The organism is Sphingomonas sp. Mn802worker (assembly GCF_000382485.1).
In the GTDB taxonomy this organism is placed as follows: Bacteria; Pseudomonadota; Alphaproteobacteria; order Sphingomonadales; family Sphingomonadaceae; genus Sphingomonas.
Genome location: NZ_AORY01000004.1, coordinates 328,687 through 349,167, shown reverse-complemented (window position 1 = coordinate 349,167; position 20,481 = coordinate 328,687). Strand labels below are relative to the sequence as shown.

Below are 20,481 nucleotides of genomic sequence, written 5' to 3'. Positions count from 1 at the left end.
TTGACACAGCCACGACTCGCTGACATTTAGTCATGGTCACCTGACATCAGGTCAGGGGATGCTGACAGGAGGCACCTGATGATGCATGAGTACATGATGAAGAATCGTCTCAAGGTGCTGCGTGCGGAGCGCGACTGGAGCCAGGCCGAGCTTGCCGGCCGGCTGGACGTGTCCAGACAGGCGGTGAACGCGATTGAGACGGGCAAATACGACCCCTCGCTCCCGCTCGCCTTCCGCATCGGGCGGCTGTTCGACCTCAGGATCGAGGAGATCTTCGATGACGGCGAAGCGTAGGCGGGTGCCCGTATGGGTGGCGCAACTGGTGCTGGGATGCGTGTGCGGGCTGGCGCTCTTGGGCGTGTCGCCGGCGGCGGGGATCGAGCGGCTGGCGGCGGCGTGGCACGCGCCCGCCTGGCTGTCGGTCGAGTGGCCCGATGCCGGGCGGATGATGGCGGCGCTGCCCTCTCCGCACGTGTCGGTTCGCGTGGTGGTGGAGGTACGGCCGTGAGCGGCGGGGGAGCGATGATGGAAGAGCGTTGGGGTGAGGCGCGGGTGCGTATGCGCGGGCGGCGGCGGGTACGCCGCGCGGCGATCGTCGCGGTGCTGGCAGCCGCGGTCATGGTGCTGCCACCGTTCGTATCGGGGTTCATTGACGGGTTCATGCGCAATCCGTCGCGCGACGGGGCGCCTGCGGGCGAGGTGATCGGCATCGCGATCGCGCTGCTGGCGGTGATCGTCGGCGCCGCAATCTGGGGCTGGCGCGAGAGCGACGAGGTGCAGCGGCGGCAGGCGGTGAATGCCTGGGCGGCAGTGGGCGTGGTCGGCTTCGTCGGGCACACGATCCTGCAGATGATCGAGCGCGCGCTGCATCTGGCGCCGATGACCGAGCAATTATGGTGGGGATCGCTCGCCGCGGGGGCGGCGGTACTGATCTGGCAACGGGTGACGGGGTGAGCGCGGTGACGGACTCAAGGAACGAGGCACCGACAAAGGGGCCGAGCGAGCGCGCCAACCACCGGCTGCTGTTGTGGTCGGGGGCGCTGGGCGGGTTGATCGGGCTGGGCACCGCTTTGGCCGCGCTGCGCGACCATGCGCCCGGCGATGCGCACCCGTCGCTGCTCAGCGCGCCGTTGCCGGCTTGGGTCGCGCTGCTGATCGTGGTCGCCTGGGGTGTGGTGCTGCCGGTCATCTCGTGGCGCTGGCACCGCGTCGTCGACGAGCATGAGCGCGAGGCGTATCGCGACGGCGCGCTGCTGGGCTTCTACGTGCTGACGATCGGCGCGCCGGTGTGGTGGTTCCTGTGGCGCGGCGGGATGGCGCCGCCGGTCGATCCAGTGGCGATGTTCATCGCGCCGCTAAGTGCCGCTGGTATTGTCTGGATTTGGCGCAAATACCGCTGACACGCCCTCTATCTTCGGCAAAGGCCCTGTTTCATGAACGTGGTGATGAAGTCCGTGACGTCCGCCCTCGCCCTGATGCTGGCGCTGCCCGCCTGCGCGCAACAGGCACCCGCGCCTGCGGTCGCGACGAAGGACGCCGACCCCGCACTCTGGGTGGTGAAGGACGCCGACACGACGATCTACCTGTTCGGCACGATCCACGTGCTGAAACCGGGGCTCAGCTGGTTCGACGAGGCGGTGAAGACCGCGTTCGACAAGTCGAACACGCTGGTGCTGGAGATGGTCGAGCCAGACCAGGCGACCGAGCAGAAGATCGTGCTGGCCAAGGCGTTCGCGCCCGACCAGCCGGCGCTCAGCACGCAGTTGTCGGAAAAATACCGGAAAACGCTGGTGACGACGATGGCGGCGAGCAAGGTGCCGCCCGCCACCTATGAGAAGATGCGGCCGTGGTTCGCGGCGGTCACGCTGTCGCTGCTGCCGGTGCAGAAATCGGGCTATGGCGCCTCGAACGGACCGGAGGGAATCCTGTCGGCGGCGGCGAAGGCGGCGAACAAGCCGGTCGTGGGGCTGGAGACGTTCGAAGGGCAGCTCGGCATCTTCGACCGGCTGTCGAAGCCCGCGCAGGTCAAGCTGCTGGAAAGCACGATCGACGAGCTGCCGACCGCGAACGCGACGATGGACAAGATGGTCGACGATTGGTCGCGCGGCGACCCAGATGCGCTGGCGCGGGAGATGAACAAGGGGCTGAAGGACTCGCCCGAGGTCGCCAAGGCGCTGCTGACCGACCGCAACAAGCAATGGGCGGCGTGGATCGCGGAGCGGATGCGAACGCCGGGCACGGTCTTCATCGCGGTGGGTGCGGGGCATCTGGCGGGCGCGAACAGCGTGCAGCAGCAGCTGAAGGCGTACAAGCTCGACGCGGTGCGGGTGAAATACTGACCGCCTTGTCTTTTCGCGCCTGCGCCGCTATGCGCGGCCGCTTCCAGCCATGGTCATCCCTGGAGGCGTGGCGGGAAACACACACGAATTTCGGAGCATATATATGAGCGACACCATTACGCTCGCAGCCGAGACGCGTGACCGGGTTGGCAAGGGAGCCTCCCGTTCGCTGCGTCGCGAAGGCCGCGTCCCCGCCGTGATCTACGGCCAGAACCGCGAACCGACCTCGATCCACCTGGAGGAGAAGGCGCTCGTCAAGGCATTGATGACGGGTCACTTCATGAACTCGGTGATCATGGTCGACGGCCAGCGCACGCTGGCGAAGGACGTGGCGTTCCACCCGGTCACCGACCGTCCGGTCCACGTCGACTTCCTGCGCGTCGGCGAGCACACCAGCGTGACGGTTGCGGTGCCGGTCGTCTTCACCGACGAGGAAAAGTCGCCGGGCATGAAGAAGGGCGCGGTGCTGAACATCGTGCGCCACGAGCTGGAGCTGGTGGTCGACGCGGCCGACATCCCCACCGAGATCGCGATCTCGGTCGCGGGCAAGGACGTGGGCGACACGATCCACATCAGCGACGTGACGCTGCCCAAGGGCGCGACCAGCGCGATCGACGACCGCGACTTCACGGTTGCGACGATTGTCGCACCGTCGGCACTGCGTTCGGAAGGCGCGGACACGACCGACGAGGCGATCGAGGCCGAAGTGGCCGAGGCTGCCGGCGAGACGCCGTCGGAGGGCTGATCCGGTTACGCCCGTCACGAACGGGCGCGACGATCCAGGCGGGGCAGGCGAGCGGAAACGCTCCCCTGCCCCGTTCGCGTTGAAGGAGGCGCAGCGATGCAATTGTGGGTAGGGCTCGGCAATCCGGGCGCGCAATATGCGATGCACCGGCACAATGTCGGCTTCATGGCATTGGACGCGATCGCGGAAGTCCACGGCTTCGCCACGCCGGCGAAGAAGTTCCAGGGCTGGTTGCAGGAGGGCCGCGTCGGCGGCGACAAGGTCCTGCTGCTCAAGCCCGCGACCTTCATGAACGATAGCGGGCGCAGCGTCGGCGAGGCGATGCGCTTCTACAAGCTCGATGTTGATGCGCTGACCGTGTTCCACGACGAGCTCGATCTGGCACCGATGAAGGTCAAGGTGCGCACGGGCGGCGGTCTGGCGGGGCACAACGGGCTGCGCTCGATCGACCAGCATCTAGGGCCGGAGTTCCGCCGCGTGCGGCTGGGCATCGGGCATCCGGGACACAAGGACCGCGTCAGCGGCTACGTGCTGGGTAACTACGCCAAGGCGGAGATCGACGCGCTGTCCGACATGCTGGGCGGGGTTGCAGGCGAGGCCGACTGGCTGGCGAAGCGCGACGACGTGCGGTTCATGAACGATGTCGCGCTACGGACCGCGGATTGACCGCGCTGGTCAGGCGACCAGCCGGCGCGGTGCGGCCCGCGCAGGCGCCACGCCCGCACCGTTGAACAGCGGCGACGCGCTGACCAGCCGGTTACGCCCGAGCGACTTGGCGACGTAGAGCGCGCGGTCGGCGGCGCGCAGCAGCGCGTCGAGGTCGTCGCCGTCCGGGCCGCGCTGCGCCAGGCCGGTGCTGACCGTCGCCGACACCAGCACGTCCGCGCCGTGATCGTCGAGTGCGGCGAAGCGCGCCGCGATCGCCTCCCCCAGCATCCTGGCGGCGGCGACGTTGGTGTCCGGCAGCAGCGCCGCGAACTCCTCACCGCCCAGCCGCGCCAGCGTGGCGTCCGGCGCTGCCTCGCGCAGTACGCGCGCGAAGGATTGCAGCACCGTGTCACCGGCGGCGTGGCCGTGGGCGTCGTTGATCGCCTTGAAATGGTCGAGATCGAACGCCAGCAACGTGGCAGCGCGGTCGCCGCGCATCAGCCGCGCCGCCGCCTCGAACAATCCCTGCCGATTGGTCAACCCGGTCAGGTAATCGGTGCGTGACGCGGCAAGCAGGTGGCGCTGCGCTTCCTCGCGCACGAGGCTGACCAAAGTCATCGGCATCGCAACCGAATAGAGCACGCCTTCGTACATCGTGATCTTCGACGCGAGTGCGACCACGCCGGCGCCATCGGCGTGCGCCAGCAGCGGCAGGACGAACACCCGCCCGACGTAGATGGCGGTATGCATCGTCGGCAGCAGGATCGCGAGCGGTCGCGTCCGCAATCGCCGAAGCGCGCGGTTGCGGATCAGCTCAAACACCGTCAGCGCGCTCGCGACGAGGATCGGAAAGCCGGCACCATATTGCCAGAAGCTGAGATGGGCAGTCGCACCCTCGACCATCCAGCCGAGCGCGAGCCCCATGACGAGCAGCGCGGAGGTGCGCCAATAGCGTCGGTCATCGAGCGCGGCGACGCCGTTCAGGACCAGCAGATAGCCGCTCACGATCAGCAGGTTGCTCGCCGCCCAGCCGTACACGCCCGGCACCTGCGTACGCGCGGCCGCGATGCCGCACCCGATCGCCAGCGTCGCCCACCCGGTCGACCAGATCAGCAGCGGCCCGCGCCGCCAGCGCCCAAAACTCTCCCACAGCGTCAGCGCCGCACTTACCAGCAGGGTGCCGATGATGAGCGCGTAGAGGGTGGAGAGATCGATCATGGTCGGATCGGGACTATATGCGCGGGCGGCGAACAAGGCGTTAACGGCTGCTCACACTTTCTTACACTGTTCCGGTATCGGCGGCGGACACCGCGCCTGCCCCACCTCGTTCACTCGTCGACGCGGGAGGAAATTGCATGGTGAAGGAACTGGCCGGCATCGTCGCCGAGGTAGCGGAGGAGATCGCGGCCAATGCGGCCAGGATCGAGGATGAGGCGGATGCAAAGGAACCGGACACGTCACCAGGGCCGATCGGCATCGCGGTAGTGCTGCCGGACGGCGAGATCCTGCGCGGCGGCGACACGGCGTCACGCTTTCCGATCCAGAGCATCTCAAAGGTCTTCGCGCTCGAATGCGCGTTATGCGCGATCGGCGACCAGGTGTTCGAGCGCGTCGGGCGCGAGCCGTCGGGCGATCCGTTCAACTCGATCGTCGAACTGGAGCGCAAGGATGGCATTCCGCGCAACCCGTTCGTCAACGCGGGCGCGCTGGTAACGGTCGACATGGTGGCCGAGCATGTCGCCGCGGCGGGCGAGCATGGTGCCGTGGTCGACCTGATCGCGCGACAGCTGGAACAGGCAAGCGTGCCGCTCGATGACGAGGTGCTGGAAAGCGAGACCAGCGGCGGCGACCTCAACCGCGCGATGCTCAGCTTCATGAAGCATCATGGCAACCTGAACGGCGACCCCGATCTGGTGCTGCGCCGCTATGTCGAGCAATGTGCGGTGTCGCTTGATTGCACCGAACTGGCGCGTGCCGGGCTGTTCCTGTCGCGCACGCGGCTGCGCGAGCGCGAAGACGAGGCGCGCGCGACGCGGATGCGCCACCTGCTCGCGCTGATGATGACGTGCGGGCATTATGATGCCTCGGGCGATTTCGCGCTGCGTGTCGGCCTGCCGGCGAAGAGCGGCGTCGGTGGGGGCATCCTGGCGATTGCGCCCGAGGTCGCGAGCATTGCGGTTTGGTCGCGCAACCTCGACCAGAACGGCAACTCGATCCAGGGCGTCCACGCGCTGGAGATGCTGGCGGCGCGCACCGGCTGGTCGGTGTTCGGTCCGCCGCTGCGGTAGCGCAGGTTTGACTTGGACGCGGGCGGCGTGCTTCGGCACCCGGCATGACCAGCCGTTCCCTGTTCCCGACCCTGTTCTACGAAGCCGCGGTCGACGATGCCGGCCTGCTCGCCGACCTCGACGCTTCGTCGCACGCATTGGCGCAGGACGATCGCGCCGGGCGCGCCTGGTCAAAGGCGCATGGCTATCGGGGTTATACCAGCTACGCCTCCCTCGCCGACTTGCCGCAGCGCGATCCGGCGTTCGCCGACCTGAAGCGCGTGCTGGACCGGCATGTCGCCGCGTTCGCGCGTGACCTGCGGCTCGACCTCGCCGGACGTCGGCTCAAGCTTGACAGCCTGTGGGTCAATGTCATGAAGCCGGGCGGTACGCATTCGGGGCACCTCCACCCCCACAGCGTCGTGTCGGGCACCTTCTATGTCGCGGTGCCCGAAGGGTCGGGCGCGTTGAAGCTGGAGGACCCGCGGCTCGCCATGATGATGGCCGCGCCGACCCGGCCTGACACCTTCGTCTATGCCGAGCCGAAGGCGGGCAGCCTGTTCCTGTGGGAAAGCTGGCTCAGGCACGAGGTGATGCCGAGCCAGGCCAAGGCGGAGCGGATCAGCGTCAGCTTCAACTATCGCTGGTAACGCCGGCAAGGGTCGCGCCACTGGCGGAAACGTGTCCGAGCGACTAGGTGCGCGCACAATCTCCTATCCCTAATCCCACGAACAGGAACAACGCATGGGTTTCCGCTGCGGCATTGTGGGCCTGCCCAACGTCGGCAAGTCCACCCTCTTCAACGCGCTGACCGAGACGGCCGCCGCGCAGGCCGCGAACTATCCGTTCTGCACGATCGAGCCCAACGTCGGGAACGTCGGCGTGCCCGATCCCAGGCTCAACAAGCTGGCCGACATCGCAAAATCGGCCAAGATCATCGAAACGCAGCTGGGCTTCGTCGACATCGCCGGACTGGTCCGCGGCGCGTCGAAGGGCGAGGGTCTGGGCAACCAGTTCCTCGGCAACATCCGCGAGGTCGACGCGATCGTCCATGTGCTGCGCTGCTTCGAGAATGACGACATTCAGCACGTCGACAACCGCGTCGATCCGATCGCCGACGCCGAGACGGTCGAGACCGAGCTGATGCTGTCCGACCTCGACAGCCTGGAAAAGCGCGTGCCGAACCTCGCCAAAAAGGGGCAGCAGGGCGACAAGGACGCGAAGCTCGCCGCCGTGGTGCTCGGCCGCGCGCTCGACCTGTTGCGTGACGGGCAGCCGGCGCGGTTGACGCAGGTGGCGGATGCGGAGGAAGCGCGTGTGCTGGAACAGGCGCAGCTGCTGACCGCCAAGCCCGTGCTCTACGTCTGCAACGTCAACGAAGAGGATGCCGCGAACGGTAACGAATATTCGCAGCGCGTGTTCGACAAGGCCGCGGCGGAAGGCGCGCAGGCGGTGGTCGTCTCGGCGGCGATCGAGGCCGAGATCGCGACGATGCCGCACGAGGATCGCGCCGACTTCCTGTCCGAATTGGGGCTGGAGGAAAGCGGCCTCGCGCGCGTGATCCGCGCCGGGTACAAGCTGCTCAATCTGCTGACCTTCTTCACGGTGGGCCCGAAGGAGGCGCGCGCCTGGACGGTCGAGGCAGGTGCCAAGGCTCCGCAGGCGGCGGGTGCGATCCACTCCGACTTCGAACGCGGCTTCATCCGCGCCGAGACGACCGCGTTCGACGATTACGTCGGCCTCGGCGGAGAGGCGGGCGCGCGCGAGGCGGGCAAGCTGCGGCAGGAAGGCAAGGAGTATGTCGTTCACGACGGCGACGTGATGCTGTTCCGCTTCAACGTGTGACGCGCACCGCCGCGGCCATCGCGCGTGGCGTGATCGTCGCGGGGTTCGTGTGGGGCACGCTGACCCACGCGGCGGATTGGTGGCGCTATGGCTGGTGGCCATATCGCTTCGGTCCGCCGATGCTGAACGCGTTCTGGAACGCGCTGGTGCTGCTGGATGCGATGACGGTCGTGCTCCTCCTGCGGCGCGACTTACGCGCGGGATTGATGCTGGCGATTGTGGTGATGGTCGCTGACGTCGCGGCGAACAGCTACGCGTGGCGGATGTTGGGCGTGACGGCGTTCGAGGGAGCGGTGCCGATCCAGGCGGCGTTTCTCGGCTACGTGGTTGGTGCGGTTCCGCTGTTATGGTTCGAGAACGCCAAGCCAGAACAATTTCGTTGACGCACGCGCGTCAGCGAGCCGAGGCGTTTACCACCGGTTGGTCGAGCAGGTTGCCGTAAGGCGCGCTTTTCGGGTCGCCCTTATCGGAGCGAGGCTGGAGCCACCCCGGCTGCTTGCCGGGTGCGAGGGTGACCTGCATCACCGGCGTCTTGGGTGGCGGCCCGGTCGGCGTGGCCATCGGTGCGGCGGTAGCGGCGGCGCCTTCGCTACCCTTCGCGCCCGCGTCACCCGACTTGCCGTCGCCGCCTTTTCCGCAGGCGGCGATCGGGAGCAGCAGCGCGAGGAGGATCAGTCGCATGCGCGCTACAAAGCGCGAGACATGCCGCGCGTTCCCCGCGCCCCGTCCACGATGCCGATGGCATGATGCGCAGGTGGCCGCTATGAAGCCGGCGTGCTCCGCCGCGTCATGCTCCTCCTTGCGCTGCTGATGGCGCTGCCCGCGACCGCGCGGCCGGCGTGCCATGACAGCGGCGCGCCGCAGGGGCAGTCGGTGCACATGGATCATGCGAGCGCACACGCGACGGCGGACCACGCGCCACGCACCGCGCACGCGACTGCGCACGACTGCCTCGGCTGCATCCCGCCCGACATGATGGTCGGCGCGCGCGTGGTGCGAGGCGTGCTGCCGCGTGGACCGGCGACACCCGCGCCCGTTGTCGCATTCGCACCGGGCACGGCGACCCGACCGACCCCGCCCCCGCCGAAGAACGCGTGATCGCCGGCGCCCCGTGCGCCCGTGTCTCGCCTGTTCTTCACGGAGTTTTCCATGTCCCGCCACCTCCTGCTCGCCGCCTGCGCGGCGGGTGCGCTGCTGCCGTCGACCGCCGCTGCGCAGCACCTCCATGCGATGCCGATGGCGTCGCCAGACGCCACTGCGCCGGACCAGTCGCGCGCTTCCGAGCTCACGCCGCACGCTCACCGCGAACATGACCTGCCGAACGCTGCGCCATCCTCAAACACGAGCCGAACGACCTCGACCGATACCAAGGCGGACACCTCCGGGCAGATGGGCGTCCACGAAATGAACCAAGCCAGCCAGACTCCTGCGCCAACCAAGGGCAGTGACGACGCAGGCACGATGATGATGGATCACGCTGCCATGAACCACGGCGTGATGGACCATGCCGGCATGTCGCACACCATGTCCTTCACCGCGCCGCCTGCGTGGCGGCAGGCGAGCGATGCCGCGCTGGCGCATGCACCGGTCGGGGCAGCGATGTCGGGGATGACGATGGGCACCGCTAGCGGCTGGTATTCACCCGGCAGCGGCACCGCGCGGCTGCCCGCCGCCGAAGGGCCGATGCGCGGCGCGATGATCGCGGCGGGCGACTGGATGGTGATGGCGCACGGCTATGCCTGGGGCGTGGCGACCGGCCAGGGCGGTCCGCGAGGGGGCGACATGGGCTTCGTCGAGTCGATGGCGATGCTGATGGCCGACCGCGACCTGTCGGATCGCGTCCACCTGCAACTGCGCGGCATGGGCAGCCTGGAGCCCGCAATGGGTCGGCGCGGTTACCCCAACCTGTTCGCGACCGGCGAGACCGCCAACGGCGTGCCGCTGGTCGACCGCCAGCATCCGCATGACCTGTTCATGGAACTCACCGCTCGGGTCGATTATCGGCTGGGCGGCGACACCAGCCTGTTCCTCTACGGCGGCCCGGTCGGAGAGCCCGCGCTCGGTCCCTCGGCGTTCATGCACCGCGGCTCGGCCCGCTATCAGCCGATGTCGCCGATCACGCATCACTGGTTCGATTCGACCCACATCACCTATGGCGTGGTGACGGCGGGCGTCTCCGCACCCCGGTTCCAGCTGGAGGGGTCGTGGTTCAAGGGGCGCGAGCCCGATGAACGGCGCTGGGACGTGGATCCCATCCGGTTCGATTCGTGGAGCCTGCGCGGCACCTGGACGCCGTCGCCCTTCCTCGCGGTGCAGGTCAGCCACGGCCACCTGAAAGACCCCGAGGTGCAGCATCCCGGTGAGGACGAGAACCGCACCACCGCCAGCGTGCAATGGGCGCGCGGCGGCGTGTCGACCACCTTCGCCTGGTCGCGCAAGGATCGCCAACCGGGCGACGTGCTCGACGCATGGCTGGCGGAGGCGACGTGGGAGATCGCACCGCGCCACGCCGTGTTTGGCCGGGTCGAGAACGTCGCCAATGACGAGCTCTTCCCCGACCATGCCGATCCGCTCCACGACCGACGCTTCCGCGTGACCAAGGCGGAGGGCGGTTATGCCTATCGCCTGCCGATCACCGGCGCGCTCGGCCTCGCGCTCGGCGGCACGGTCGCAGCCTATGCCAAGCCCGCGGCGCTAGACGCAGCTTACGGCAAGACGCCGGTCAGTTGGACGTTGTTCGCGAAGCTGGCGGTCGGCTTGTGAGCCGTCTCTGATCGCACCTCCGGGGGGCAAGAACACGTGCCGCGAGCATCTACACGCCCGCGGCATTCTCCATCGCCGCAGCAGCATCGTGCGCGACAAAGCCGCGGGCGCGGCGTATTAGCCGCCGCAATGCTGCGCCCGCTCCTCCCGCTCGCCGCGCTCGCTGCCGTTGGCGGCTGCGCTTATCCTTATACCCCGCCCGCGCTGTCGCCGGTGACGCAGCCGGCGCCTCCCGCGACGAACGCGCCCTACACGGTCCCGGCGAGCGCCCCTGCTGTGCAAGAGGCGCGTGCGCCGGTCACGATTCTGGTCTCGATCGACGGCTTCCGCCCCGACTATCTGCAACGCGGCGTGACGCCCAATCTGTCACGGCTGGCGGCGGATGGCGTGTCGGCGGACATGCGCCCGAGCTTTCCGTCGAAGACCTTTCCCAACCATTGGACGCTCGTGACCGGCGTCCGTCCCGATCGCCACGGCATCGTCGCCAATTCGTTCATCGACCCTGCCCGCCCCGACCAGACCTTCACGATGGATAGCGACGACCCGTTCTGGTGGAACGCGGCCGAGCCGATCTGGGTTACCGCGGAGAAGGCGGGTATCAGCACCGCAACGATGTTCTGGCCGGGCGCCAATGTTGCCTGGGGCGGCACGCTCGGCAGCGGTGCGCACCCCGTGGTCGAGGGCGGCACGCGCCCGTCCGACTGGCAGCAATTCAACCAGGCGGTGACCGGTCATCAACGCGTTTCCGCGGTGATCGACTGGCTACGCCGGCCGGCGGCGACACGTCCGCAACTCGTCACGCTGTATTTCGACACCGTCGATAGCGCGGGGCACAGCTATGGTCCGGCGGACGCACGCACGACACAGGCGGTCGCCGATGTCGACGCGCGCATCGGCGAGCTGGTGCAGGGACTCGCCGGTTTGAACCAGTCCGCCAACCTCGTGATCGTCGCCGACCATGGCATGGCGGGGACGAGCAGCACGCGCGTGATCGCGCTCGACCGCATCCTGCCGCCCGCCGACGCACGCGTGTTCGAGACCGGGCCGTATGCGAGCTTCTATCCGGCGCCTGGCCGCGATGCGGCGGTTCGCGCCGCGCTGCTTACGCGCCACGCGCACATGACGTGCTGGGCCAAGGCGAATATTCCGGCCCGCTTCCATTACGGCGCGAACGTGCGCATCCCGCCTTACCTGTGCCTTGCAAACGATGGTCCGGGCGGCGCGTGGGCGATCGAAAAGACCGCGCCGACAAAGCCACGCGAAGGCGGCAATCACGGCTATGACAATGAGGCCGCCGACATGCGCGCATTGTTCATTGCCAACGGACCCGCCTTTCAGCACGGCAAGCGGATCGGTGATTTCGACAATGTCGATGTCGCACCGTTGCTGCGCGACCTGTTGCGCTTGCCCGCAGGTGTCGGGTTGGACGGCGACGATCGGCCATTTCGCGGAGTGCTGCGGCGTTAGGACGTAAGAACGAGGCAGCGCGATCCAAGGCTGCCGTGTCGCTGCGGGAACGTCACTGGGCGTCAGTCAAACGTGACGCGCGAGCGGCCTTGCGGACGGTATCAGCCGGCGATCCCGACCGCAGCTGATAGACCGATCACGTTGGAAGCGACGCCGACTGTCACGCGGCCAGCGAGACGATCTCTGGACCGCCTCGCTTGCGTTTACATCATGGCTGGTTCGGTCCACGGCCGCCGCGGAAGCCACCGCCGCCGCGTCCGCGAAAGCCGTCACCGCGCCCGCCGGGACGTGGCTGAAACGCGCCCTGTGGTCGCGGCGTGCGCACGCCCTCGGCGCGGTTCTGCTGACGTAGCTCGCGATAGTCCTGCCGCACGTCGCCGCGATATTCCCGACGCGCGTCGCGACGTCCCTGCTGAAATTGGTCGCGCGTGATTTGGCCGTTGCGATAAGCTTGCCGGTTGTCCCGGATGTCGCCGCGATAGTCACGGCGTTCGTTCCGCACGTCTCGGCCGAAATCGCCCCAGTTCTGGCGCACCTGCGCGTTGCCGCGACGGCCCTGCCAATAGCGGCGCTGTCCGTCATTCCAGCGATATGGCCGGCGATCGCGGTCGTAGACGTAGACGCCGGTGCCCGGATAATAGAAATTGTTGTACCAGCCGAAATAGCTCGGCGCGTAGCCGTAACCGCCGCCATAATACGGATCGCCGTAATAGCCCGCGCCGCCGTACCCGCCGCCATAATAGCCGCCATCGTCGTAATAGCCGCTGCCGACGCCGACGTTGACGCCGCTATAACCGTAGCCGTCGGTGCACGCACCAAGGCCGAGCCCCAAGCCGCCGAGGAAAGCGACGATGCCGATCCGTTTCAGGTTCATCTTGACTCTCCCGCACACAGGAATGCGGCCGATACGCGCCGCCATTGATCCCAGAACGAAGGCGGTACGTCGATGTTCCTCAATGCCTCGGGAACGAAACCAGCGCATCGACGCGGATGTCGTCGGCGCGGAGCGCATCGGCGCCGCCGAGATCGGGCAGGTCGACGAGGAACTGCGCTTGTGGGACGATGGCGCCGGCCTTACGCAGCAGCCGCACCGCGGCGCGCGCGGTGCCGCCAGTCGCGATCAGGTCGTCGATCAGCAGCACGCGCGCGAAAGGCGCGCAGGCGTCGGCGTGGATCGCGATCCGGTCCTGCCCATATTCGAGCGCGTAATCCTCCGCGATCGTCGCGCCGGGCAGCTTGCCGTCCTTGCGGATCAGCAGCACGCCCGCCTTCAGCGGCACCGCGAGCGCAGCGGCGAACAGGAAGCCGCGCGCCTCGATCCCCGCCACCAGATCGATGGGTCCGTCGACCGCGGCGACCATCCGCTCGACCGCGGTGGCGAGGCCGGTGGGTGACAGCAGCAGCGTGGTGATGTCGCGGAACTGGATGCCGGGCTTGGGGAAGTCGGGGATGGTGCGGATCAGCGCCTTGAGGTCATCATTTGCCATGCGCGGGCTTGTCGGCGGTGCGGCGGGGGAGCGCAAGGGTGTGGGTGTCGGGCGGGCAAAGATCGCCAGCATTCGTCATCCCGGACTTGATCCGGGGTCCAGCTTTCCTTGCGCCGTAGCAGGAGCAGCGAACCTCCTGATCGGGTTCGGGATGACGGAGAGGACAGTGGGGTTACTATCTTCATGGAGCAGATCGGTGCGCTTTGCAGTACCGGCAAACGAAAACGGCCGAGGCGTTTGCCTTGGCCAAGTCTTGTCATGTCCGATCGGGGCAGCGTCGCGGGCAAAGCCCGCGTCGTCGGTCGGCGCTTTGGCGCCGCCGGCCGATCGAGCGCGAAATGCGCGCAGCAGCTATGCTGCCTGCGTGCCGCGCTCGATCAGTGCTCAATCCCCCGCCACACGTTCTGGTACGCACCCCAGGTCAGGAACACGAAGATCACGAGGAAGATCACCGCGGCCAGACCGGCAGCGTGGCGCGCCTCAAGGTTGGGCTCGGCGGTCCAGGTCAGGAATGCCGACACGTCGCGCGCCATCTGATCCTTGGTCGCCTTCGTTCCGTCCGAATAGGTCACCTGACCATCCGCGGTCAGCGGTGGCGGCATCGCGATGTTGAGGTTGGCGAAATACGGGTTGTAGTGCAGCCCCGGCGGAGTCTTGGCGCCCGGGAACTCCTTCAGCAGCTCAGCGGGCTGGTTGCGATAGCCGGTGATCAGCGCGTGGACGTAGTTCGGGCCGTCCTCACGCGCCTTGGTGATCAGCGACAGGTCGGGCGGCAGCGCGTTGTTGTTGGCGGCGCGCGCGGCGACCTCGTTCGCGAACGGCGACGGGAAGTGGTCGGACGGCAGGTTCTTGCGCGTCGTCGCCTCACCCGTATCGGGGTTCACGCTCGGCTGCTCGATCACCCACTGGTTGGCGATCGCCTTCACCTCGGCGTCGGTGTAGCCGATCTTGGTCAGGTCGCGGAACGCCACATACTTGAGCGAGTGGCAGGCGGCGCACACTTCCTTGTAGACCGCGAAGCCGCGCTGGACCTGCTGGCGGTCGAACTTGCCGAACAGCCCCGCCGACGGCAACCCGATGCTCTCGGGGTGCAGGTGGAAGACGTGTTCCGCGCTTTCCGCCGCCGGTTCGGTGATCGCGGTCTTCGCGGTGCCGAACAGCGCGATCGCCAGCACGAAGACGAACGCCGCGCCGATCACGATCGAGATGAGACGAGCCATTGTGTTCTGTATCCCTTTTCGTCGCTGCTCGGCTCAGCCGGCCATCGCGGTCTTGGCGGGCGAGGTGCCTGCGTGCTTCGCCAGCACCGCCTCGGTGATCGAATTGGGCAGCGGGCGCGGACGCTCGGACGCCGAGATCAGCGGCAGGATGATGAGGAAGTGCGCGAAATAATAACCCGCCGCGATCTGCCCCATGATGACGTTGCGCGCGGTCGCCTCTGCACCGCCAACGTAGCCGAGCACCAGGATGTCGACGAGCAGCACGACGAGGAACCAGCGATAGGTCGGGCGGTAGTTGGCCGAGCGTACCGGCGACGAGTCGATCCACGGCAGGAAGAACAAGAGCAGGATCGAGCCGAACATCGCGAGCACGCCCCACAGCTTCGCCGGCAGGATGAAGTCGGCGGTGAAGCTCTTCAGGATCGCGTAGAACGGCAGGAAGTACCATTCGGGCACGATGTGCGCCGGGGTCGAGAGCGGGTTCGCCTCGATGTAATTGTCCGGATGGCCGAGCAAATTGGGCGAGAAGAAGATGAGCGCGGCGAAGATCAGGAAGAACACCGCGACGCCGACGCCGTCCTTCGCCGTGTAATAGGGGTGGAACGGCACCGTGTCCTGCTCGCCCTTCACGTCGACGCCGGTCGGGTTGTTCGACCCCGGAATATGCAGCGCCCAGATGTGGAGGATGATGACGCCCGCGGTGACGAACGGCAGCAGATAGTGGAGCGAGAAGAAGCGGTTGAGCGCCGCATTGTCGGGCGCGAACCCGCCGAGCAACCAGATGCGGATCGTCTCGCCCACCAGCGGTATCGCCGAGAAGAAGCCGGTGATGACCTGCGCCCCCCAGAAGCTCATCTGCCCCCATGGCAGCACGTAGCCCATGAACGCGGTGGCCATCATCAGGAGGAAGATGACGACGCCGAGCAACCACACCATTTCGCGCGGTGCCTTGTACGAGCCGTAGTAGAGCCCGCGGCCGATGTGGATGTAGACCACCGCCAGGAACATCGACGCGCCATTGGCGTGCGCGTAGCGCAGGAACCAGCCCGCGTTGACGTCGCGCATGATGCTCTCGACCGAGCCGAACGCGACCCCGCCGTTGGCGGCATAATGCATCGCGAGCACGACGCCCGTCACGATCTGGCATACCAGCGCCGCGCCCGCGAGCACGCCGAAGTTCCAGAAATAGTTGAGGTTGCGCGGCACGGGATAACCCGCGCCGATCGCGTTGTAGACGAGGCGCGGCAGCGGCAGCTTCTCGTCCACCCACCGCATCAGCGGCTGCTTCGGCTCATAATGTTTGGCCCAGGGAAAGCTCATCGCTGCTACCTCAACCCACCGTCACGACGGTGTCGGAATTGAACGTATATTCGGGAACGACCAGGTTCTTCGGCGCCGGCCCCTGACGAATGCGCGCCGCGGTATCATAGGCCGAGCCGTGGCACGGGCAGAAGTAACCGCCGAACGGTCCGCGGTTCTCACCCTCGCCCGCCCCCAGCGGCACGCAGCCCAGGTGGGTGCAGACGCCCAGCGTGATCAGCCAGTTCTTCTTGCCCGCCTTGGTGCGCTGTTCGAGCGTCTGCGGATCGCGCAAGCTCGACACCGGCACCGCGTCGGCCTCGGCGATCTCCTTCGGCGTCAGGTTGCGCACGAACAGCGGCTGCTTGCGGAACGACGCCTTGATCGCCTGCCCCGGCTCGATCTTGGAGATGTCGATCTCGGTCGTCGACAGCGCGAGCACGTCGGCCGAGGGGTTCATCTGATTGATCAGCGGCAGCACGATCGCCAGCGCGCCGACGCCCGCGAACGACACGGCGGCGATGTTGATGAAGTCGCGACGACGGGGATCGTGGAAGGTATCGTCCGCGAGCAGCGCGGGGTCCTCACCCGGAGGAAGCCGATCGTCGACAGTCGCCATTCACACGAGCCCTTGCATTGCCCTGCGGGGCACGTGGCGAGCAATGGACGCCCGCGTACCCCCCTTCACGGCCAGCCATCCCCTTGGCCGGTCCTCTCATCGCCTGATAGCCAAGCCCTCCGCGCTTTGCCAATCCCATTTTGCGGTTGCGGAAAGACCGGGGTAATGATCCCGTCATGCGGATCGCGCTGTTTCAACCCGATATCGCCGGCAATGTGGGCACGATCCTGCGCCTGGCCGCCTGCATGGGGACGGGCGTCGACCTGATCGAGCCGATGGGATTCCCGTGGAGCGACCGCGCGCTGGCGCGGGCGGGAATGGACTATGCCGCCGCCGCGCAGGTGACGCGCCACGTCGACTGGGACGCGTTCCTCACGCAATGCGCGGGGCGGCTGGTGCTGGCGACCACCAGCGGCGCGATGCCGTACACCAAGGCGCGCTACGCCGCCGACGACGTGCTGCTGTTCGGGTCGGAGAGTGCGGGTGTGCCCGCCGACGTCCACGCGCGCGCCGACCTGCGTGTGCGGGTGCCGATGCGTAGCGGCATGCGCTCGCTGAACGTCGCGGTGTCGTGCGCGATGATCCTGGGCGAGGCGATGCGGCAGACCGACGGATGGCCCGCATGAGACATTCTGCCGCCTCGACGCCGCCTCCCCTCGCCCGCTAAGGCGCTCGCCCATGTTCCCACTCGACGACCAACAGACCCAAGCCCGCACCTGGTTCGAGCATCTACGCGACCTGATCTGCGCCGAGTTCGAGAGAATCGAGCGCGAGGCGGGGTCGGACGCGACGTTCGACTATCTGGCCTGGGACCGCGCCGACCCGTCGGGCGAACCGGGCGGCGGTGGCGTGCGCGGCGTAATGAAGGGGCGCGTGTTCGAGAAGGTCGGCGTCAACGTCTCCACGGTCGGCGGTACGTTCGAGGGTGAGTTCGGACGCACGATCCACGGCGCGGGCGAGGATCCGCGTTTCTTCGCCACCGGGATCAGCCTGGTCGCGCACATGGCGAACCCGCACGTGCCGGCGGTGCACATGAACACGCGCTTCCTGCGCACGACGAAGCAGTGGTTCGGGGGCGGCGCCGACCTGAACCCGCCGCTGCCGGTCGCCGCCGACAACGACGACTTTCACGCGATGCTGAAGGCCGCGTGCGACGCACACGACGCGGGCTATTATCCGCGCTTTAAGAAATGGGCGGACGAGTATTTCTACATTCCCCATCGCAAGGTGCACCGCGGCGTCGGCGGCATCTTCTACGATCACCTCGAGAACGACTTCACGCGCGATCTGGCGTTCACGAAGGACGTCGGTCGTGCGTTCCTCGACACTTACCCGCGGATCGTGCGGCGGCGCATGAACGACGCCTTCACCGCCGATGACGTGGCCGAGCAGCGGCGCTGGCGCGGGCGCTACGCCGAGTTCAACTTGGTCTACGATCGCGGTACCTTGTTCGGGTTGAAGACCGGCGGCAACATCGACGCGATCCTGATGAGCCTGCCGCCGGTCGCGAACTGGGACTGAGCGGCGTGGCGCTGATCCCGGTGCCAGAGGGCGATCTGGCGACGATCGTCACCACGCTGGAGATGACGCGCCGACCGCCGCTGCGTCCTACCCCGCCATCGCGGCTGCGACTGGTGCGCTGGGCGGAACCCACGCCGCCCAAGTACCGCGAACTGTTCCGCCGCGTCGGGCAGCGCTGGCTGTGGTATTCGCGGCTGGTGATGGACGATGCCGCGCTCACCGCGATCATCCATGATCCGCGGGTGCAGGTGTTCGCCGCGGTCGACGCGCGCGGCGTAGAGGTCGGCATGGTCGAGCTCGATTTCCGCCACGCGGGAACGTGCGAGATCGCCTATTTCGCGCTGGTGCCGGATCTCGCCGGGCAGCAGCTGGGACGCTGGTTGATGGCCGAGACGATGGCCCGCGCCTGGGTGCCGGGCGTGCAGCGTGTCGCGCTCAATACCTGCACGCTCGATCATCCGTCGGCGCTCAACTTCTACCGCGCACAGGGCTTCGTCGCGATCAGGCGCACGATCGAGACCTTTCCCGATCCGCGCGAGGTCGGGCTGCTGCCCGTGGACGCAGCGCCTCAGCTGCCCTTTCTCGCCAGCCGGATATAGGCCGCAACGCCGATCATCAGCACCGCCAGGTGGTACGCGCCGCCCAGCAGCGCGATCAGCGCGTTGACGAGGCTCAGCACGAGCGGATTGTCGTTACCCGGCGCGCGAAGCCATTCGTCGGCGGACAGCAGCGGCACGATCGCGAGCCATTGCAGCAGGAACACCGATACCACTGCGCCAGCCAACGCGAACCCCGCCCCGCGGGTCGCGCGCCACGAGGTGCGGATCGCGGGCATCACGCGCTGACCCGGCGCGCGCGCCAGCAGCGGGATCACCGCCGACAAACGTCCCTGCACCCACAATCCGGGCAGCACGAACAGCCACATGCCCATGCCGACCGGCACCGCGATCAACAGGCTGGCAAGGACGAACGGCACCAGCCGCGTGCCGGCGCTGCGCATCGCACCCCCGACCACCGGACGGTCGGGATCGAGCAGCAGGATCGCGATCGCGGCGAGGCCGAACACGCTGACCGCATCCGCGAGCAGGTACCAGATCGCGTTCGTCTGCCCCCAGACGCCGACCTGCGCGATCCACGCCTCCAGCATCGGCTGATCGCGCGGGGGCGGCGGCAGCGGCGGCAGGGGATCGCACAGCAATTGCACCGCAAAGGCGGGAAACACCACGAGCGGCAGCGCGATGCGCAGGATCAGGTCGGCCTGCCGCCGGAACAGCGACCAGGCATCGGCAAGCAGCCGCGAAAAGGTAAGCGTCATGGCTCGAGCGGCGCGTCCGTCACGGGCTCGTCATGCTCACGCGCGGCGACGTAGAAGCGCGCGTAGAACACCGTCTGCACGACGGTCAGGAGCGCGGTGACTGCGGATGAGACGACGCCGGTGACGAACGTGACGCCGCCGGGCGCGTCGGGGCCGAGCAGCAGCCGCGCGGCGATCCCCGCGACCAGCGTCGCTGCCATCACCGCGACGATCACGACGATACCGTAGAGGATGATGACGCCGATCAGCCGCAGCGTCGAGCCGCGCGTCAGGCGGAAACTGCGCGCGAACGCGCCCAGCCCGCGACGCTCGTTGACGATCACCGCGAACAACGGCGCGATCTTGGCGGTCAGCCACAGGCCGACGATCAGCGCGAGCAACCCGATCACGCCCGCCAGTTGAAGCGCACTGCCGCTCGCACGCGCCAGGTCGAAGCGCCCGGTGGCGGGATTGAACGTCGCGCCCGCGTGCATGATCAGCAGAGTGATCGGGATCAGCACCACGAACAGCACAACGACGATGATCGCGATCGCGCCGAGCGCCGGCAGCAGCCGCGCCAAGCCGATCCGCGTGGCACCGCTCGCATCCATGTCGGGGTCGCTCGCCACCGCGGTGATCGCGAGCACGCCCGCGATCAGCAGAATGCTGGCGACAATCGCGACAAGCGAGGCGACAAACGCCAGCGGTGTTCCCGGCGTCGCGGCGCTGCTGACGCCTGCGCTGATCACGCCGGGCACGAACAGGAACAGGATCGCCAGTCGCGCCAGGATGCCGCTGCGCCCTTGCAGCACATCGACGGTGCGGTCCCACACCAATCCCGTGCGGATCCCCATGCGTGCCCCTGCCATCGTCACCCCCCTTTTGTCGCCGCCGGGGCGTAGCCGATCCACCGCGCGCTTGCCAGTCAGTCAGGAGCAAGGCTTCGGGGTAGGTCGTGGAGTAGGCA

The 20,481-nt window shown here is 67.7% G+C and carries 26 protein-coding genes; 17 read left to right on the top strand and 9 right to left on the bottom strand.

The annotated features are described in order from the left end of the window. The first annotated feature begins 96 nt into the window (after positions 1-96). From SMN802W_RS0105235 to pth, 7 genes are all read left to right on the top strand, one after another. The gene (locus tag SMN802W_RS0105235) at positions 97-294 is read left to right on the top strand and encodes a helix-turn-helix transcriptional regulator (protein WP_026325773.1); all 198 of its coding nucleotides are present in this window, start codon (positions 97-99) and stop codon (positions 292-294) included. Next, positions 278-508 (top strand): hypothetical protein, encoded by a 231-nt coding sequence (locus SMN802W_RS0105230; protein WP_156818733.1) that lies wholly within the window; start codon positions 278-280, stop codon positions 506-508. Before SMN802W_RS0105235 ends, SMN802W_RS0105230 begins: the two co-directional genes overlap by 17 nt. Beyond that, positions 505-954: a hypothetical protein gene (locus tag SMN802W_RS0105225; RefSeq protein ID WP_156818732.1), complete on the top strand. Its 450-nt coding sequence runs from the start codon at positions 505-507 to the stop codon at positions 952-954. The genes SMN802W_RS0105230 and SMN802W_RS0105225 overlap by 4 nt, the downstream gene beginning before the upstream one ends. Continuing rightward, a complete protein-coding gene (locus SMN802W_RS17525; protein WP_019515841.1) occupies positions 951-1,400 on the top strand; it encodes a hypothetical protein in 450 nt (149 codons plus the stop codon). Before SMN802W_RS0105225 ends, SMN802W_RS17525 begins: the two co-directional genes overlap by 4 nt. A gap of 45 nt (positions 1,401-1,445) precedes the next feature. Then, complete coding sequence (locus SMN802W_RS0105215) at positions 1,446-2,339, top strand: TraB/GumN family protein (RefSeq protein ID WP_238560109.1); 894 nt, start codon at positions 1,446-1,448, stop codon at positions 2,337-2,339. 103 nt (positions 2,340-2,442) lie between these two features. Beyond that, positions 2,443-3,084 carry a 50S ribosomal protein L25/general stress protein Ctc gene (locus SMN802W_RS0105210; protein ID WP_019515839.1) on the top strand — a complete coding sequence of 214 codons (642 nt, stop codon included), beginning with the start codon at positions 2,443-2,445 and terminating at the stop codon, positions 3,082-3,084. A 96-nt stretch (positions 3,085-3,180) separates the two neighbouring features. Next, on the top strand, positions 3,181-3,750 hold the full coding sequence (gene pth / locus SMN802W_RS0105205) for an aminoacyl-tRNA hydrolase (protein ID WP_019515838.1): 570 nt from the start codon (positions 3,181-3,183) through the stop codon (positions 3,748-3,750). 9 nt (positions 3,751-3,759) lie between these two features. Here pth and SMN802W_RS16475 read toward each other — a convergent pair whose 3' ends face one another. Then, a complete protein-coding gene (locus tag SMN802W_RS16475; protein WP_019515837.1) occupies positions 3,760-4,950 on the bottom strand; it encodes a GGDEF domain-containing protein in 1,191 nt (396 codons plus the stop codon). Between the two features lie 137 nt (positions 4,951-5,087). On the opposite strand from SMN802W_RS16475, the gene glsA reads away from it, so the two are divergent. The 4 genes from glsA (at position 5,088) to SMN802W_RS0105180 (ending at position 8,227) form a co-directional block, all read left to right on the top strand. Continuing rightward, positions 5,088-6,020, top strand: a complete 933-nt coding sequence (glsA, locus tag SMN802W_RS0105195) for a glutaminase A (RefSeq protein ID WP_019515836.1) — start codon at positions 5,088-5,090, stop codon at positions 6,018-6,020. A gap of 44 nt (positions 6,021-6,064) precedes the next feature. After that, positions 6,065-6,649 carry a TIGR02466 family protein gene (locus SMN802W_RS0105190; RefSeq protein WP_019515835.1) on the top strand — a complete coding sequence of 195 codons (585 nt, stop codon included), beginning with the start codon at positions 6,065-6,067 and terminating at the stop codon, positions 6,647-6,649. Positions 6,650-6,743: 94 nt separating this feature from the next. Beyond that, entirely contained in the window at positions 6,744-7,844 is a 1,101-nt protein-coding gene (gene ychF / locus SMN802W_RS0105185; RefSeq protein WP_019515834.1) for a redox-regulated ATPase YchF, read from the top strand. Then, positions 7,841-8,227, top strand: coding sequence for a hypothetical protein (locus SMN802W_RS0105180; RefSeq protein WP_019515833.1), 387 nt, complete (start codon positions 7,841-7,843; stop codon positions 8,225-8,227). The genes ychF and SMN802W_RS0105180 overlap by 4 nt, the downstream gene beginning before the upstream one ends. 10 nt (positions 8,228-8,237) lie before the next feature. Here SMN802W_RS0105180 and SMN802W_RS0105175 read toward each other — a convergent pair whose 3' ends face one another. After that, a complete protein-coding gene (locus tag SMN802W_RS0105175) occupies positions 8,238-8,525 on the bottom strand; it encodes a hypothetical protein (protein WP_019515832.1) in 288 nt (95 codons plus the stop codon). Between the two features lie 93 nt (positions 8,526-8,618). Here SMN802W_RS0105175 and SMN802W_RS0105170 point away from each other — a divergent pair, with 93 nt between their 5' ends. The 3 genes from SMN802W_RS0105170 (at position 8,619) to SMN802W_RS0105160 (ending at position 12,074) form a co-directional block, all read left to right on the top strand. Beyond that, entirely contained in the window at positions 8,619-8,942 is a 324-nt protein-coding gene (locus SMN802W_RS0105170; protein ID WP_019515831.1) for a hypothetical protein, read from the top strand. A gap of 51 nt (positions 8,943-8,993) precedes the next feature. Continuing rightward, a complete protein-coding gene (locus SMN802W_RS0105165) occupies positions 8,994-10,607 on the top strand; it encodes a hypothetical protein (RefSeq protein WP_019515830.1) in 1,614 nt (537 codons plus the stop codon). Between the two features lie 129 nt (positions 10,608-10,736). Next, the gene (locus SMN802W_RS0105160) at positions 10,737-12,074 is read left to right on the top strand and encodes an alkaline phosphatase family protein (protein WP_019515829.1); all 1,338 of its coding nucleotides are present in this window, start codon (positions 10,737-10,739) and stop codon (positions 12,072-12,074) included. A 208-nt stretch (positions 12,075-12,282) separates the two neighbouring features. On the opposite strand, the gene SMN802W_RS18565 is transcribed toward SMN802W_RS0105160, so the two are convergent. From SMN802W_RS18565 to petA, 5 genes are all read right to left on the bottom strand, one after another. Next, positions 12,283-12,948 (bottom strand): hypothetical protein, encoded by a 666-nt coding sequence (locus SMN802W_RS18565; RefSeq protein WP_019515828.1) that lies wholly within the window; start codon positions 12,946-12,948, stop codon positions 12,283-12,285. A gap of 79 nt (positions 12,949-13,027) precedes the next feature. Continuing rightward, the gene (locus tag SMN802W_RS0105150) at positions 13,028-13,561 is read right to left on the bottom strand and encodes an adenine phosphoribosyltransferase (RefSeq protein WP_019515827.1); all 534 of its coding nucleotides are present in this window, start codon (positions 13,559-13,561) and stop codon (positions 13,028-13,030) included. Positions 13,562-13,938: 377 nt separating this feature from the next. Continuing rightward, positions 13,939-14,781: a cytochrome c1 gene (locus SMN802W_RS0105145; protein WP_019515826.1), complete on the bottom strand. Its 843-nt coding sequence runs from the start codon at positions 14,779-14,781 to the stop codon at positions 13,939-13,941. A gap of 33 nt (positions 14,782-14,814) precedes the next feature. Continuing rightward, positions 14,815-16,101, bottom strand: coding sequence for a cytochrome b (locus tag SMN802W_RS0105140; RefSeq protein ID WP_019515825.1), 1,287 nt, complete (start codon positions 16,099-16,101; stop codon positions 14,815-14,817). Between the two features lie 10 nt (positions 16,102-16,111). Further along, a complete protein-coding gene (gene petA, locus SMN802W_RS0105135) occupies positions 16,112-16,699 on the bottom strand; it encodes a ubiquinol-cytochrome c reductase iron-sulfur subunit (RefSeq protein ID WP_019515824.1) in 588 nt (195 codons plus the stop codon). A gap of 176 nt (positions 16,700-16,875) precedes the next feature. Here petA and SMN802W_RS0105130 point away from each other — a divergent pair, with 176 nt between their 5' ends. The 3 genes from SMN802W_RS0105130 to SMN802W_RS0105120 are packed head-to-tail and all read left to right on the top strand — an operon-like array spanning position 16,876 to position 18,819. Next, positions 16,876-17,325, top strand: coding sequence for a tRNA (cytidine(34)-2'-O)-methyltransferase (locus SMN802W_RS0105130; protein WP_019515823.1), 450 nt, complete (start codon positions 16,876-16,878; stop codon positions 17,323-17,325). Positions 17,326-17,377: 52 nt separating this feature from the next. Then, positions 17,378-18,220: an oxygen-dependent coproporphyrinogen oxidase gene (gene hemF / locus SMN802W_RS0105125; RefSeq protein WP_019515822.1), complete on the top strand. Its 843-nt coding sequence runs from the start codon at positions 17,378-17,380 to the stop codon at positions 18,218-18,220. Between the two features lie 5 nt (positions 18,221-18,225). Then, entirely contained in the window at positions 18,226-18,819 is a 594-nt protein-coding gene (locus SMN802W_RS0105120) for a GNAT family N-acetyltransferase (RefSeq protein WP_019515821.1), read from the top strand. On the opposite strand, the gene SMN802W_RS0105115 is transcribed toward SMN802W_RS0105120, so the two are convergent. Together SMN802W_RS0105115 and SMN802W_RS16465 are read right to left on the bottom strand one after the other, a co-directional pair. After that, positions 18,789-19,535, bottom strand: a complete 747-nt coding sequence (locus tag SMN802W_RS0105115; protein WP_019515820.1) for a hypothetical protein — start codon at positions 19,533-19,535, stop codon at positions 18,789-18,791. The genes SMN802W_RS0105120 and SMN802W_RS0105115 overlap by 31 nt on opposite strands. Beyond that, positions 19,532-20,383, bottom strand: a complete 852-nt coding sequence (locus SMN802W_RS16465) for a hypothetical protein (RefSeq protein WP_156818731.1) — start codon at positions 20,381-20,383, stop codon at positions 19,532-19,534. Before SMN802W_RS16465 ends, SMN802W_RS0105115 begins: the two co-directional genes overlap by 4 nt. Positions 20,384-20,481: the final 98 nt, after the last annotated feature.